This window comes from Cronobacter muytjensii ATCC 51329, assembly GCF_001277195.1.
In the GTDB taxonomy this organism is placed as follows: domain Bacteria; phylum Pseudomonadota; class Gammaproteobacteria; order Enterobacterales; family Enterobacteriaceae; genus Cronobacter; species Cronobacter muytjensii.
Genome location: NZ_CP012268.1, coordinates 1,884,340 through 1,898,467, shown reverse-complemented (window position 1 = coordinate 1,898,467; position 14,128 = coordinate 1,884,340). Strand labels below are relative to the sequence as shown.

Here is a 14,128-nt window from a genome sequence, read left to right as displayed (position 1 = left end):
TGATGGCGTACGGGGCGGGAGAAGGGGATCGGGCGCTTCCGCTGTGCTTTCTGGTCTGCCGGCGGAGTGCCGGAAGGGTAATTCAGGAATGTTTAAGTGCCGGTCGAACAAGCAGCGAAACGCTGTAATGGACGTCGAAAATGAAACCGGAGGTTGAAATGTATTCCTTCATAGCGCGACAGCCTATCTTTGATGCGTCGCTGAACACGGTGGCCTATGAGCTGCTCTACCGGGACGGACTGACGAATGCCTTCCCGAAAGTCTCCGCCGAGTTCGCCACCAGCCAGCTGCTCGCCGATCATTTTCTGGTAACGCCGTTACAGCGTCTTTCCGGCAACCATACGTCGTTTATCAATTTCCCGTATGAGATGATCGTCAACGGGCTGGCGCTGTCGCTGCCGCGCCACAAAGTGGTGATTGAAATCCTGGAAGACAGCACGCCGGATAACGCGCTGTTTACAACCGTGCGCGACATGTATGAGCGGGGCTACTGCTTTGCGCTGGACGATTTTACGCTGGAGAGCGAATGGAGCCGGTTTCTGCCGTATATCAGCGTCATCAAGTTTGATATTCAGGCGACAAGCGTTAATCAGATCAAAGCGTTTTTGAAAAATCATCCCAACCTGCGCTGCAAACTGCTGGCTGAAAAAGTTGAGCGCCGCGAAGAGCTGGAGCAGTATCAGAAACTTGGCTTTCATCTTTTCCAGGGCTATTTCTACAGCAAGCCGGAACTTATCAAAACCAAAAAGCTTCCTGAACAAAAAGTCTTTATTCTTGAGTTGATTCGCGAGGTCAATGCCGCCCGCCCGGATATCGCCAAGATAGAAACGCTCATCAGCCGGGATGTCGCGCTGACTTATAAGCTGATGCGCTATGTGAATAACATCAAATATCAGCATAACTACCACGCCAACGCCGAATCGCTGCCGTTTCGCAGCATTTTTGCGTTTCTCGGGCTCTATGAGCTGAAAAGGTTTATTACGATCCTCGCTGTCACCCATATCAGCGATCCGTCAGTGAGCGAGCTTTATAACGTGAGTCTGGTGTACGGACGCTTTTGCGAGCTGGCGGCGCACCGGATAGGCGGCGTCAGTGAGGATGACGCGTTTATCGCCGGGCTGTTCTCACGCCTCGACGCGATTATGGATATCCCGATGGAGACGCTGCTGGAGCAGATTTACGTCTCTAAAGAGGTCAAGAAAGCGCTTCTCAACCGCGAAGGCATTCCAGGAACGCTGGTTCGTCTGTGCGAGGCGTTCGAGCGCGCCGACTGGCTGCAGGTGGTGGTCGTGGCGAAAGAACTTAATCTCACCGAGCGCGATATCATTGATATGACGCATGAAGCCGTGAAGTGGGGCGACACCTTAATCTGATTTTTTCACGTCTGGCGGCCCGCCCGGCGCCGCCGTCACGCTCGCAAGCTAAAACGTTGTTCCGATTATCCCGTCATTCTCGCGCATCTTGACTACGCTTTTACAGGCACGCCGACGTGCGGCGCCTGTGCGCTGACGTCGTTGGTTCTGGATGACTTCAGGAGACGGAGATGCACCCTCACACGACCTCACGATCCCCGGCAGTTGCCGTGGCGCTGTATGAACTGCTCAACCCCATTCCCTTAGGCTTTTTCGTAGCCGCGTGGATTTTCGACATCATCTACATGAAAAGTTTTGTGCTGATGTGGACGCACGCCGCCAGCTGGCTCATCGCCATCGGGCTGGTGGTCGCCATTATCCCGCGACTGATAAGCCTCGGGCAGATCTGGCCTGGGCGTCGCCATCTGCACGGCCCGGCGCAGCGGCTGCATTTCTGGCTGAACCTGGTCGCGATTGTGCTGGCTATCGTTAACGCCTTTATTCACAGTCGTGATGCTTACGCCGTGGTGCCTGCGGGCGTCATTCTCTCTACGCTGGTCGTGGCGCTGATGCTGCTCGCCAATGTTCAACTCGCGTTACGCCAACGCACTGCTTAAGGAGAAGCCCGCATGAACAACATTCATCGACTCGCGCTTGCCGTTTCGCTGGGCGTTTTACTCGCCGGCTGTGATAACAGCGCCACGCTCGACCCGCAAAAACAGGTCGGGCCAAACCCGGAACTGCCGGAGGCGAAAAATTTCCTGCTGCCGCCGATGCAGGTGCCGGAAGGCGTCGCGTGGAAAGAGGGCGAGATGCCCACAGTGGCGCAGGGCCTGAAGATTGAAAAAATCGCCGACGGGCTGATGCATCCGCGTCAGGTCTATGTGCTGCCGAATAACGATATTCTGGTGGCGGAATCCAACGGCACGCCGAAGCCCACCACCCGTCCCAAACAGCTGATTATGGGCATCGTACAGAAGGCATCCGGCAAGGGCGGGCCTGGCGGTAACCGCATTACGCTGCTGCGTAACGTTAACGGCAAATGGGAAAAACATACCTTCATCGAAAATCTCAACGCGCCGTTCGGCATCCAGCTTACCGGCAATACGCTGTGGGTGGCGAACGCCGACAGCCTGGTGAAATTCCCGTATCAGGAAGGGCAAACCGAGATCCGCACGCCGGGCGAAGAGGTGACCGAACTGCCCGGCGGGCCGATTAACCATCACTGGACGAAAGCGCTGCTGGCAAGCCCGGACGGCAGCAAGCTCTACGTGGGCGTGGGCTCGAACAGTAACGTGACGGAAAACGGCATCGGCGCGGAATACCGTCGCGCGGCGGTGCTGGAGGTGGACGCCGCTACCGGCGCGAGCCGTATCTACGCAAGCGGCCTGCGTAACCCGACTGGCCTGCAGTGGGAGCCGCAGAGCGGCAAGCTGTGGGCTATCGTCAATGAGCGCGATGAGATCGGCTCCGACCTGGTGCCCGATTACATGACCTCAGTGCAGGAGAAGGGCTTTTACGGCTGGCCGTACAGCTATTTTGGCCAGCACGTGGATGAGCGCGCCAAACCGCCGCGCCCGGATCTGGTAGAGAAAGCCATCAAGCCTGACTATGCGCTTGGCTCGCATGTCGCACCGCTCGGTCTGCATTTCTATACGGGCGAGAATATGCCGCAGTATCGCGGCGGCGCGTTCATCAGCGAGCACGGTAGCTGGAACCGCTCGCCGCTCAACGGTTATCAGGTCGTATGGGTGAAATTTGAAAACGGCAAACCGGTGGGCATGCCGCAGCCGGTCGTCACTGGCTTTCTGACGGACGATCAGAAGCAGGTGCGCGGGCTGCCGGTCGGCGTCGCGCAGGATAAAAACGGCGCGCTGCTGATTGCCGATGACGCCGGTAACGCCATCTGGCGCGTGAGCGCCGCGCAGTAACCCTAAAGGCCGCCCCGTGCGGCCTTTTCTCCCTCCCCGAAGCAACGTACCGCCGCCTGCTATACTTCTCTTTCATTCAACAGCAAGGAGTTAACGATGCCGGAATCTGTTCAACGCGACGCGATGCCTTATTTTCTCTTTCTCTGCGAAGGCCGTGTGCTGGCGCAAAATATTGATGGCCGGATTATCGATCTTGGCGAGGCCACCGATGAGAACGGCACCTTCGCCTGGCGTCTTGATGGCAATGACGAGCACGGCGAAGGGCTAAAAAGCGCCGCTGCGGTGCTGGACGATATCGCAGGGCATCTGGAATTTCTGTTCCTTGACGGGCAGTTTACCAGCCTGCCGGATGTGGCTGAGGATTACGCCGGTAAACTCGACGAGGCGCCCGCCAAAGAGATCGTACTCAATGAGATGAGCGATAAGGGCGGCGACGATAACCCGCCAGCCGTATGACGTCGCGCCGCTGTTCATTACGGCGGCGATTCGCTAAGCTCCCGGCGTAAAGTGACAGGAGAGCAGGCGATGGATTACCCGGACGCGGAAAAGCGCGCGCGTGATAAAACGGATTTCCGGGTACGGCTGGCGTTAATCGATGAACTGCGTGACGCGCCAGCGCCCGAAAGCGTCACGCTGCTGACGTGGATAATGAAAAACGACTTTGTGTTTGCGGTGCGCGCCGCCGCCTGGCGCGCGCTGGCGCATAAAGGCGTTCACTGCGCGCCACCGCGTGAGAAAAACCGTTTTCGGCTCTGGCTGGAGGGCGCGGCGCGCAAAACCGGGCGCGGCCTGCAAAAACTCTACGACTGGCTGTGGATTTTTACCTGACGCCGGTTATTTCTCTTCCTGCGCCTGCTCGTCCTGGGTCTGTTCCTCTTCCTCATTGCCTGGCAGGAAATCAGACACTTTCAGCTCTGACAGCGACGCCGCTTTCTCTTTAGCGGCGTCAAGCTGTGCTGTGGCGTCGCCCGGCAGAAGATCGGAGACGGTCGTTTGCGCCGCACGGCTCGCTTTTTCTTTGGCCTCATCCCACTGGCTTTGCGCTGAATCTCTCAGCCCGGCGGCGCTGGCGCTGGCCTGCGCTTTCAGTGCTTCCGCCTGTGTTTGCGCCTCTTTCACATGGCTGTTGAGTTCCTCTTTGGCCGCGTCGTCGCAGGCCGCCAGGATAAACGTGGCGCCGACCAGCGCCGCGAGCGCGAATCTGTTCATGATGTTTTCCTTTATATAAACGCAGGTGTGTTCGCATCTTACCTGCTGGCGCGTCCATGCGCAGCGGGCGGGCGAGGGAGGGGCGCGCAGGCGCGCCAAAGGCTTTAAGCAGATTTACGTAGCCTGTTCAGGCAAATAAAAGAAGGCGTTTATTTTCAAACGGTTAATTCGACAAGACGCAGGCGCGCGGCGGATTCTTTACACTGCGGCTAAAATTACCAGCGAGGTAAAGGTGTGTAAAACAGCGAGGCGGTGATGAATTTACTACTCAATTTCCCCGATGCCGCGCAGCGGCGCGAGGCAGAGACGTTCGAAACCCTGATAGAACGCCCGGCGCTGCGGGTGGAGCGTATCGTCTCAACCGGCCAGGCAAGCCCGCCCGGTTTCTGGTACTGCCAGGCGCAGGGCGAATGGCTGGCGCTTATCGCAGGCCGCGCCGCGCTGCGCTTTGAAGACGGCGACGAAGTTACGCTACACCCCGGCGACTGCCTGAATATCCCGGCGCGGCGTAAACACCGCGTGGAGTGGACCGACGCCACCGCGCCAACCGTCTGGCTGGCGGTATTTTACGACGAGTCGTAAATCAGGAGCGGTTACTGGCGAGATCCGGCGTTGTATTGTGATTCAGCGTGACCACCGAACTGATATTATCCGGCAACCGACGCGCTTCTAAATAAACGGTTTTCCAGTAAGGATTATCTAAAGAGGAGCGGGTTACGCCTTTACTGGTGGAGGCGTGAATAAACTGCCGGTCGGAATCATAGAAGCCCACATGCAGCGCGCCCTTAATACGGAAAAATACCAGATCGCCAGGCCGCAGTTTATTTTTATCGACCCCTTTGCCCATCTGAATTAATTCATGGGTGGTGACGCGCGCCATCGGCAGATTAAAGCGGTCATGTAAGGTACGCCAGACAAAACCAGAGCAGTCGATGCCGTCGCGCTCTGTGCCGCCCCATTCATAGGGCGTGTTGTGCCAGGTATTCATCTGATCATGCAATGCCGCGATAACCGGGATCAAATCGGGGCGCTGGCTGTTGGCAGTGGCCGCAGGATGCGGGGCGACAGCTTCAGGTTTTGGGGCTTTGGTTGCGCATCCTGTCAGATAAGTACAAAAGAGTAGGGCAAAAAAAGCGGTGGCGCGGAATTCCATATCGACTCACTGACAAGAAGGTTTACTGTTTCGGTGCCGGGATTTTTACTAAAAATGCGTTTTATCGCCAGCCCTTTCTCATGCTTTACACTTATTGACGTATATGAAAAATAATGTTTCGCCAGACTGCGATTTTTCTGAATAGAGTATTCAAATGTGACCGCTTAAATGTCGGTTGCGAGGATAACCAAATATTATTCGTGGGGAAAATAACGCATTGTGATTACATTTATTTGTGATTAGCTTTTGCGCGCCATTTATTTAACGCCAGCAACTATGAGGTTATTTTAACGCGCCGGTGTCGTTATTCTGGCGCAGCGCTGCCAGCAGGCGCGCTTTACGCTGCTCGAGCTCGATTATCTGTTCTTCAATATCTTTCAGACGCTGATACTGTACGGCCTGGGTTTCCGGACAGAATGATGCGCCTTCAATCAACAGCATGCAGTCGGGAAAGGCGCGGATCTCAGCCACGCTAAAGCCGGTTGCGATTAACCGCTGGATCTGGCGCACCTGCGTAATGGCCTTGCTGTCGAAATAGCGATAGCCGTTACAGGCGCGTACTGCCGTAAGCAGCCCATTATTGTGATAATGCCGGATGGCGCGCGCGCTGACGCCTGTCGCTTTTGCCAGTTTACCGATTGTCAGTTCCATCGTTTCTCCTCATCAACGGCTTGACTCTGACATTAATGTCAACGTTCAGGCTAGCCAGGAATCCATTAACGAGGAAGCGAAAATGCCTGTAATGATCTACCGGACGTTTATCAGCCTGTGGTTGTTTATCGCCACCGTGACCTTAGCTCACGCGCGTAGCTATACGGTGACCGCGCCGGATGGCGTCACGATTGCCGTACAGGAAAGCGGCGACCCAGACGGCAAACCGATAATTTTTCTGCACGGGCTGCTGGGCAGCCACCTGAACTGGAGCCGACAGCTTGCCGACCCGCAACTGCAGCGCTTTCGACTGATAACCTTTGATCTGCGCGGCCACGGGCTTTCCGACAAGCCTGATAACGACAATGCGTATCGCGAGGGCAGGCGATGGGGAGCCGATCTCGCCGCGGTGATTGAAAAAAGCGGCGCGCCGCGACCGGTGCTGGTTGGCTGGTCTCTGGGTGGCGCGGTTATCACATCTTATCTTGCTGAGTACAGCGACAGCCGGATTGCCGGCGCGTTATACGTGGGCGGTGTGGTGGAGTTAACACCCGCGCTGATTCCCGCGCATCCCGCAATTTATCGCAACATGACGGCGGCAGATTTACTCACGCACCTTGACGGCGAACGCGAATTTTTGCGGCTCTGTTTTTATCAGCAACCCGACCGGGACACCTTTGAGCGTCTGCTGGCCAACGCGGCAATGGCGTCCTGGATAATGCAGCGCAACGTGCCGCAGATAATGGTGCCCGCAGAAAAAGCGCTGAGCGCCGCGCGTGTGCCGTTGCTGTTTATCTACGGCCAGCATGACGCGCTGGTTAACCCGCAGGCGTCGCTGAAAAGAGCGAAAGCGCTCAATCCACGCATACAGTCAGAATGGTATGCACGTTCCGGCCATGCGCCATTTATTGAAGAAGCCGCGCGGTTTAACGCGCAGCTGGCAGCATTTGTTCAGGCGACGGCGCGCTAAAGAGAAAGCAGGAACGGTGGCGCGACGGGAGTGATACGCCGGGCGCCGCTTACTGGCGAGAAAAAACGGTGCGCTACGTGAATTCTGAGAAAAAGCGTGAGGCTCAGCCGTGCAGATTTCGCGTAGCGCAACGGCATTACGTTAACGCGATGCGGAGGTTACGCATCAGGCATGCAGGGCAGGTCAGAATGGGGACAGGCGAACAGCGTCGGATGGCCGGGTTCCGGATTAAAATGTAATTTAACATAATATACATTATGCGCACCAAGATGATTCGTGGCTGAATCCAGCGTTTATCGGTCGTCATCATCGCCCTGGTCGCTGACACGCTGACACGCTGACACGCTGACAGCGTCTCTGCGCTCATTGCTTTCGTTCGGACACCTTACGCTCAGCGGCGGATCGGGCGGATAGTATGTGGTAATGGAGAAATTCCCGCGCGCCACGCGAAACGTCGTGAAGAAATCCTCCATCAGCTCCAGCGCGTCGTCATCGTCCAGCTGCAGGTCGACATCCAGATCGGTCTGTTCTGTCAGTTCAGGTTTCCCGAAGAGGTAAAAACCGTGATGCTTTCTTACGAGCGTAGAAACCCGCGCTTCAAGGCTGTCGCTTGTCATCAGATCCTCCGCGCTTAACGCTTATCACTGCGCCAGCGCCTGCCGCTCATGCGTTGCAATAAATTCGTTTTTCAGCGCGCTGTAGAGAACAGACTGATACCCGCTGTCGCGGGCGGCGGCCAGTTTCAGCGCTTCATATTCCCGCGCGATTTCCTCATGGGCGCGCAGATAATCGCGAAACGCCAGGTGGCGCGTAATATGCGCGTTGCCGGTACGGAAAGCATGAATATGATGCGTGCGTGCGGCGTCGCCTTTCACAAAGTAACGCCTGCCCGGTATACCGTATTCGCCGCGCGGCGTGTAGCCCAGCCCCTGCATGGTATCAGCGCATGCATCGAGCGCGGCTATATCAGCCACCTCAAGCAGGATGTCGATAACCGGTTTGGCTGTAAGCCCCGGTACTGACGTACTGCCAATATGATGAACGGCCACAACAACCTTGCCGAGCGAGGCGCGCAGCCAGTTTGCTTCTTTACTGAAACGATCCGGCCAGGCCGGGTTATACGACTCAAGCGTGATTAATCGTGCGGGCATTGTTATCTCCTGCATAAACTCAGCCAGGCGCAAGCGTTTCCATAACTATCTGCGCGCCCGGCATCATCGCGGTTAACCCGTCGATAAGCTCCCGGGCTGCGGCACTGGCGGCGTCCTCCGGCATCGGCGGCAAGCATTCCAGAATAAACCACATCGCCTGCGCGTGGGAATCCAGGCGGGTACGCACGCCCTGCCGCCAGTTCCAGCGCCGACATGTTACGCCTGCGTCATCGCGCCATACCGGTTCGCCCGGCTCCGGCGATTCGTTTACTGTCTCGCCTGCTTTAACGGTATCGAAAGCTTCCGTGCCGTCGGCCATCACCAGGCGCGGTTCCCCCTGGTACGCCGCAACGTTTTCACCGCCAACGGGTACGGCGTATTTGATACTTATCGCGTTATAGAGGTCGACGACAGGATCGAGAGACGGCATGCTGCCATCGCGCGCGACGCGTTTGCGCAGCGCCTGCGCCGAGCACGGCGTGCGTTTGGGTTTAGCGCCGAAGGCCTGAAACACGGCGTCCCACGCGTCAAGATGCGCCTGCGCCCACGGAAAATCGTCGTGTTGAACGTGGCGGCAGGCCGTCTCCAGCGCCCTTCTCCCTGCATCACTGTCAACCAGCGGTGCGGCAATCACGTGAATACTGATGGCCCTGAAGCCGGGTGCAAGCTGCATGATTGCCGGCGCGATTGACGGTTTTAACGGTTTCATCGGATAATCCTGTAATGACTATTTTATTTCATGGTAATGACCAGTGACCCGCAAAGTCAATATAATGACTGATTCAGGTGCAGATGCTGACTATCTGAGCCTCGCGCTGGCACAGCGCTTAAAAGCCTGGCGTAAAGCGCACAAAGTGACGCTGGACGCGCTCTCGCAGCGCGCAGGCGTCAGTAAAGGAATGCTGGTTGAGCTGGAAAAAGCGGCTGCGAACCCCAGTATCGCCATTTTATGTAAGATTGCCGCCGCGCTGGGGCTGTCGGTGGCCGATCTCCTGGATGTGGCGAGTCAGCCTGCGGCGCGGCTGATTGATGCCGGGTCGATTCCGGTGTTATGGCGCGGAGAAAACGGCGGAACGGCGCGGCTCCTTGCCGGTACAAGCGGCCCGAATATGGTCGAGCTGTGGCGCTGGGAGATGCCGCTGGGCGAGGCTTTTAGCTCAGCGGGGCACCCGCACGGCACGACGGAACTGCTGCATGTTGAGCATGGTGTGCTGACGCTCGTGATTGATGAAGAGCCTGTTCAGGTGCCTGCCGGGTCGTCTGCGGTGGCCCGTACCGATGCGCCGCACCGCTACGTCAATGCGCATAATGCGCCGCTGATTTTTACCATGACGGTATATGAGCCGCACTGAAGCGGGTTTTTAAGTGACAACGTCACCAGTAAACTGCTTGCTGAGCGTCAGGCGATTTAGCGCACCGGCGCTGTACCGGACGTCATCGACGCACGCGACTATCAGCATCAACCCTCGCCCGCCTTCACACATTAGCGCCGCGTCGTCGTCCTGCGCCGCCTGACGGGCCTCGTCGAGTTTGCCGTCAGGAATGGCGTTGCCGTCATCAGTGAAAATGACGCGCGCGCACTCGCCCTCGCGCTGAAACTCCACGGTAAACTCACGCGTCGGGATCTCGTCCAGCGCGTGGCGGATGACGTTCGCCGCCGCCTCGCAAACCGCTAAATCCAGCGCGAAACGCCAGCTGTCGTTCACCGGCAGCGACGCCATAAACTGTGCGAGCGCATCGGCGATCGGGCCGAGTGCCTCCAGGCGCGCCGGGAACGTCAGGACGTCGCTCATTGGCTTATCCTTTTAGCCGGGCGAGCGCGGCGGCGCGATCGGCGCAGAGCACAAATACCCTGTCCATGCGGGTGAGTTTGAACATGTTCATGATGTTGTTATTCAGCGAACAGAGCGCCATCTCCCCTTTGCCGTTCATCTGCTTAAAGAGCGCAATCAGCGTGCCGAGACAGCTACTGTCGATAAAATCCACGCGCGAGAAATCGATAATCAACCCGCCGGTGGTGCGGGCTATCTCTTCGCTTACGCCCTGGCGAAATGCGGCCGCCACCGAAGCGTCAAGCCGACGCGCCACGGGCGTTATCACGCTTACGCCGTCCAGATGTTCAGTTTCAAGATTCATCGCGCACTCCCTCTGTACTGCGTTCAATAATTAACAGTGATACGTCATCGGCCATCGCCACCTGATCGCCCTTCTTCCCGGCGCGCCAGCCGACAAGTTTCTCATGCAGCGCGGGAAAGATAGCATCCAGCGGGCTGGAAACGTGACGCTGTAACCAGTTTTCCAGACGCTCCTGGCCGAATTGCTCATGCTGCGGATTTTCGCACTCGGTAATGCCGTCGCTGTAAAGACAGAGACGGTCGCCGGGGCGCAGCGTGAACGGCGTTTCATCCCAGCTTAAGCCCGCCAGTAACCCTACCGGCGCCCCGCCGCCGCCGATGCGTGTAATGGCGCCGTCGGGGTGCGTGATAAACGGCGTCGGATGCCCGGCCTGGCACAGCGTGCCCTCCCCGGTGTTGATATCAATAACGCCGTAGACCATCGTGAAATAGCTGACAATTTCGGTGTCGTCATGACAAAAACGCTCGTTGAGGATACGAATGACCTCATGCGGCGCGGTCACGCTGTCGCCGTCAAACAGAAAGCGCTCTACCGCGCGCCCGTGCAGGAACTGGCGCGCCACCGCGAGCGACATCATCGCCGCGCCCACGCCGTGGCCTGCCACATCAACGCAGTAAAAGCCAAGATGGCTGTCGAGCGGGAAAAGATTGAAGATATCGCCGGAGACATAGGCCGACGGGACAAACAGCCAGTCGGCGAAAAAGCTGTCGTAGTGCATCCGCCGCCCGGGCAGCACCGACCGCTGAAGCTGCGCCGCCGCCTGGAGATCGCTTTCGATTTGCGTCAGCGCCTCGCGCAGCCGCGCATTGCGGGCCGCGAGCGTCGCTTCCAGCTCCAGGATACGCTCGCCCGCGTGCAGCCTGGCGCGCAGCTCGCTCTGGTTGACAGGTTTACTGAGGAAATCATCCGCGCCCGCCTGAAAGCCGAGCGCCAGATCGTCCACGCTTTCGCGCGCGGTGAGTAAAATCAGGTAGATGTAGTGTTCCTGAAAGCGCGCGCGGATCTCCTGGCAGAGCGTCAGCCCGTCCATCACCGGCATCTCCCAGTCACTTAACACCATATTGACCGGCTGTGTGGCGAGCACGTCCAGCGCCGCCTCGCCGTTGACGGCTTCCAGCACCTCGTAGCCCCATTTTCCCAGCATACTGCCGAGCAGCCGCCGGTAAACGGTGGAATCATCAACAATTAACACGCGCTGTCTGTCAGGCATGACGGCTCCTCAAAGCGGTAAATACCAGATAAGGCTGACGGTGCCCTCGCGGAACTTGCCATTGCCGCTCGCATGACCGGGGTAACGCGTGCCGCTGTAGTTGGCGTACTGAATCGAGAATGTGCCCGGCTTGTAGCCCGCGTAGCCGAAGCTGTAGCTGTAATCGCCGTTCCACGGCTGTTGCTGGCTGCTTTCCGGGTACCAGAACGCGGTGGCGCGCACAAAATAGTGTTGCTTGTACGTATAGCCGCAGCCGCCCAGCACCACGTTTTTATTACTGCGGATGCCGTTGCTGGCGAGATCGTAGTAACGCGGCACCCAGGTATAGCCCACCTGGCAGATAATGGAATCGCCCTTGTTAATCAGCAGATGCTTCTCCAGCGGTTTGGGAAGCGAGAATTTATACGCCGCTGTGACGCCGCCCTGCTCAAAATAGGTGCGCCGCTTGTTGCCTGAAGGCCAGATATGGTTATCGCCATAGTTGCTGTAAACCAGGCTGAAGGTGTTGGCGTGCCAGTCGTCATAGCCGAAGCTGTAGCGAAAGTCGCTGGTATAGCGGCTAAAGTCACGTACCGGCGCGCGCAGCGTGACGTTAGCGAAGAGAAAGCTCCACGGCGAATACTGCATGCTCAGGTTAACGGTCTGGTTGATTTTGTTAGTCTGCGACGCGGTATCGCTACTGTTCGGGATCGTCACCCACTGATCTTTCAGCCCGCTGTTAAAGCTCAGCGCGCCGGAAAACTTATTGTCATTGCCGGAGAAAAGCCGTCCCCAGCGGCTGGTGAACACGCCTGTCTGAATCGGCTCCGCCTCGGTATCGGTGCTTTGCTTCGCCGCCGCAGCGGCGGGCGGCGTGGCGGCGATGCCCGGTTGCGCCGCCAGTGCGAGCGTCGCCAGACCGAAGTAGTGAAATGCCCTCGTCATACCCTTGTCGTTCCTTAATTGGGGATCCAGCGTCCGGCGACGTCATATTTCGCCATCAGCCAGAGAATGCCCAGCGCCACGCTGTGAACCAGCGTATTTTGCAGCCAGGCCTGATGCCATAAATCGAAATGCACCACCTGGCTTACCAGCAAGACCACATACACATGCAGAATAAAGGTATATAGCGAGTGCTGGCCGAGCGGGATAAGAAACCAGCCGGTCAGGCGGTAGATGGGCGTCCAGCACCAGGTCAGCAGCAGATAGACCGTCACCATCAGGCTAAAATCGTTCAGTACGCGCAGCGGCCCAAGCCCGTTCTTGGCAGCCCAGGTGTGATACAGCGCGTTGAAATCCGCAGGCGATATCACATGCATCAGCAGGCCCGGCGGCATAAAGGGGTTGGTATGGTTCTGGGCGATAAACAGTAATATCAGCGCGCAGATGACCATTACCGTGACGGTCACTTTCCCCGGCCCGGTGCGTGCCAGCGACAGCAACTCCTCTTTATGCCAGCCACAGCACATCCCTAAAACGTAGATAAACTGCCAGGCCATCAATGGAAACGCGAACTCAAATTCGCTGTGGGTCAGGCGCACCGGGTTCACCTGATACAGTCCGTAAATCAGCGCTGATACGGCAATCAGCCACGGAGTTTTACGATATTGCAGCAGCGCGAGATACAGCGGGCTAATCAGCAGCAAAAAGACGTAAAGACCCAGAATTTGCGTCTGATGCGGCCCAATTTGTAAAAATAAAACAATGTTGAACCAGGTTTCTTTAATTTGCGGCGTGGTGGGAAACAGTGACCAGGTATTGCCAGAGAAACGATCGACAAAGTGCGTTATTTCAAAGGTATTAATGAAGGGCAATTTCGATAGCAACAACACACTCAAAATAATAACGGCATTAACGAGATAGATCTTCCATGCGCGCTGCCAGAGCGCCCATCCCACCGTCAGTAATACGGCTTTTTGCAGTCGCTGACGATTGAGCATGCCAAGCATAAACCCCGCCAGGATCACAAACCCTTCAGCGCCTGTGGTTAATCCGAAACGTTCCCACGTCAATATATTAAATATCGACATCACTTCGGTATGCGCCACTATCATCATAACCAGCGCAATGCCGCGCATCAGGTCGATACGCAGGTCGCGCCGGTCTGCCGCGACATAGCGCCAGGAGACGCGCGCGCGCGGCATGTCGCGGGTTGAAGCTACGCTTGCAGAATCGCTCATCGGCACGGTTTCTTATCGGCTGGGGCCGCCCACGCCCGGGCAGCGCAATATATTCTGAGTATTATCAGAAAAGTGTATACGGCAATAAGCGGCTGTCAGCGTTTCGCGGAAAATATATTTTCCCGCGCGGGTAATCGCAAAAGCGAAACGGCGCAAACGACCTGGTGAAATTATCCTGCTGGAAACTTTAGCGCGGGCATCTACAA

At 57.2% G+C, this 14,128-nt stretch carries 19 protein-coding genes; 8 read left to right on the top strand and 11 right to left on the bottom strand.

Features of this window, described 5'->3' with window-relative positions; translation table 11 throughout:
* The first annotated feature begins 158 nt into the window (after positions 1 to 158).
* The 5 genes from AFK63_RS08835 to AFK63_RS08815 all read left to right on the top strand — a co-directional run bounded on the left by AFK63_RS08835 (position 159) and on the right by AFK63_RS08815 (position 4,111).
* Complete coding sequence (locus AFK63_RS08835; RefSeq protein WP_038862988.1) at positions 159 to 1,373, top strand: EAL and HDOD domain-containing protein; 1,215 nt, start codon at positions 159 to 161, stop codon at positions 1,371 to 1,373.
* 170 nt (positions 1,374 to 1,543) lie between these two features.
* On the top strand, positions 1,544 to 1,969 hold the full coding sequence (locus AFK63_RS08830; RefSeq protein ID WP_038862987.1) for a DUF2231 domain-containing protein: 426 nt from the start codon (positions 1,544 to 1,546) through the stop codon (positions 1,967 to 1,969).
* A gap of 12 nt (positions 1,970 to 1,981) precedes the next feature.
* Complete coding sequence (locus tag AFK63_RS08825) at positions 1,982 to 3,283, top strand: PQQ-dependent sugar dehydrogenase (protein WP_053531564.1); 1,302 nt, start codon at positions 1,982 to 1,984, stop codon at positions 3,281 to 3,283.
* 96 nt (positions 3,284 to 3,379) lie between these two features.
* A complete protein-coding gene (locus AFK63_RS08820; protein ID WP_038862973.1) occupies positions 3,380 to 3,739 on the top strand; it encodes a hypothetical protein in 360 nt (119 codons plus the stop codon).
* A gap of 69 nt (positions 3,740 to 3,808) precedes the next feature.
* Complete coding sequence (locus AFK63_RS08815; RefSeq protein ID WP_050568143.1) at positions 3,809 to 4,111, top strand: hypothetical protein; 303 nt, start codon at positions 3,809 to 3,811, stop codon at positions 4,109 to 4,111.
* 6 nt (positions 4,112 to 4,117) lie between these two features.
* Here the strand turns inward: AFK63_RS08815 and AFK63_RS08810 are convergent, their stop codons facing one another.
* The gene (locus AFK63_RS08810) at positions 4,118 to 4,492 is read right to left on the bottom strand and encodes a hypothetical protein (protein WP_038862971.1); all 375 of its coding nucleotides are present in this window, start codon (positions 4,490 to 4,492) and stop codon (positions 4,118 to 4,120) included.
* Positions 4,493 to 4,747: 255 nt separating this feature from the next.
* Between AFK63_RS08810 and AFK63_RS08805 the strand changes: the two genes are divergently transcribed.
* On the top strand, positions 4,748 to 5,074 hold the full coding sequence (locus AFK63_RS08805) for a cupin domain-containing protein (RefSeq protein WP_038862969.1): 327 nt from the start codon (positions 4,748 to 4,750) through the stop codon (positions 5,072 to 5,074).
* Between the two features lies 1 nt (position 5,075).
* Here AFK63_RS08805 and AFK63_RS08800 read toward each other — a convergent pair whose 3' ends face one another.
* Both AFK63_RS08800 and AFK63_RS08795 read right to left on the bottom strand, forming a co-directional pair.
* The gene (locus tag AFK63_RS08800) at positions 5,076 to 5,645 is read right to left on the bottom strand and encodes an NlpC/P60 family protein (protein WP_038862967.1); all 570 of its coding nucleotides are present in this window, start codon (positions 5,643 to 5,645) and stop codon (positions 5,076 to 5,078) included.
* Between the two features lie 282 nt (positions 5,646 to 5,927).
* The gene (locus AFK63_RS08795; RefSeq protein WP_038862966.1) at positions 5,928 to 6,296 is read right to left on the bottom strand and encodes a MerR family transcriptional regulator; all 369 of its coding nucleotides are present in this window, start codon (positions 6,294 to 6,296) and stop codon (positions 5,928 to 5,930) included.
* Between the two features lie 82 nt (positions 6,297 to 6,378).
* Between AFK63_RS08795 and AFK63_RS08790 the strand changes: the two genes are divergently transcribed.
* The gene (locus AFK63_RS08790) at positions 6,379 to 7,266 is read left to right on the top strand and encodes an alpha/beta fold hydrolase (protein WP_038862965.1); all 888 of its coding nucleotides are present in this window, start codon (positions 6,379 to 6,381) and stop codon (positions 7,264 to 7,266) included.
* A 293-nt stretch (positions 7,267 to 7,559) separates the two neighbouring features.
* On the opposite strand, the gene AFK63_RS08785 is transcribed toward AFK63_RS08790, so the two are convergent.
* The 3 genes from AFK63_RS08785 to AFK63_RS08775 are packed head-to-tail and all read right to left on the bottom strand — an operon-like array spanning position 7,560 to position 9,126.
* Positions 7,560 to 7,883, bottom strand: coding sequence for a DUF1493 family protein (locus AFK63_RS08785; protein ID WP_081642070.1), 324 nt, complete (start codon positions 7,881 to 7,883; stop codon positions 7,560 to 7,562).
* Between the two features lie 24 nt (positions 7,884 to 7,907).
* Entirely contained in the window at positions 7,908 to 8,417 is a 510-nt protein-coding gene (locus tag AFK63_RS08780) for a GrpB family protein (RefSeq protein ID WP_038862963.1), read from the bottom strand.
* Positions 8,418 to 8,436: 19 nt separating this feature from the next.
* The gene (locus tag AFK63_RS08775; protein WP_038862962.1) at positions 8,437 to 9,126 is read right to left on the bottom strand and encodes a B3/B4 domain-containing protein; all 690 of its coding nucleotides are present in this window, start codon (positions 9,124 to 9,126) and stop codon (positions 8,437 to 8,439) included.
* Between the two features lie 43 nt (positions 9,127 to 9,169).
* On the opposite strand from AFK63_RS08775, the gene AFK63_RS08770 reads away from it, so the two are divergent.
* A complete protein-coding gene (locus AFK63_RS08770) occupies positions 9,170 to 9,769 on the top strand; it encodes a helix-turn-helix domain-containing protein (protein ID WP_038862961.1) in 600 nt (199 codons plus the stop codon).
* 9 nt (positions 9,770 to 9,778) lie between these two features.
* Here AFK63_RS08770 and AFK63_RS08765 read toward each other — a convergent pair whose 3' ends face one another.
* From AFK63_RS08765 to opgC, 5 genes are read right to left on the bottom strand one after another with little or no spacing between them, the layout of a single operon-like run.
* Entirely contained in the window at positions 9,779 to 10,210 is a 432-nt protein-coding gene (locus AFK63_RS08765) for an ATP-binding protein (protein ID WP_038862959.1), read from the bottom strand.
* Between the two features lie 4 nt (positions 10,211 to 10,214).
* Positions 10,215 to 10,553 (bottom strand): STAS domain-containing protein, encoded by a 339-nt coding sequence (locus tag AFK63_RS08760; RefSeq protein ID WP_038862958.1) that lies wholly within the window; start codon positions 10,551 to 10,553, stop codon positions 10,215 to 10,217.
* On the bottom strand, positions 10,543 to 11,763 hold the full coding sequence (locus AFK63_RS08755; RefSeq protein WP_038862957.1) for a PP2C family protein-serine/threonine phosphatase: 1,221 nt from the start codon (positions 11,761 to 11,763) through the stop codon (positions 10,543 to 10,545). The genes AFK63_RS08760 and AFK63_RS08755 overlap by 11 nt, the downstream gene beginning before the upstream one ends.
* A 9-nt stretch (positions 11,764 to 11,772) precedes the next feature.
* Complete coding sequence (locus AFK63_RS08750) at positions 11,773 to 12,687, bottom strand: hypothetical protein (protein WP_038862956.1); 915 nt, start codon at positions 12,685 to 12,687, stop codon at positions 11,773 to 11,775.
* A gap of 14 nt (positions 12,688 to 12,701) precedes the next feature.
* On the bottom strand, positions 12,702 to 13,922 hold the full coding sequence (gene opgC, locus AFK63_RS08745; protein ID WP_038862955.1) for an OpgC domain-containing protein: 1,221 nt from the start codon (positions 13,920 to 13,922) through the stop codon (positions 12,702 to 12,704).
* Between the last annotated feature and the right edge of the window lie 206 nt (positions 13,923 to 14,128).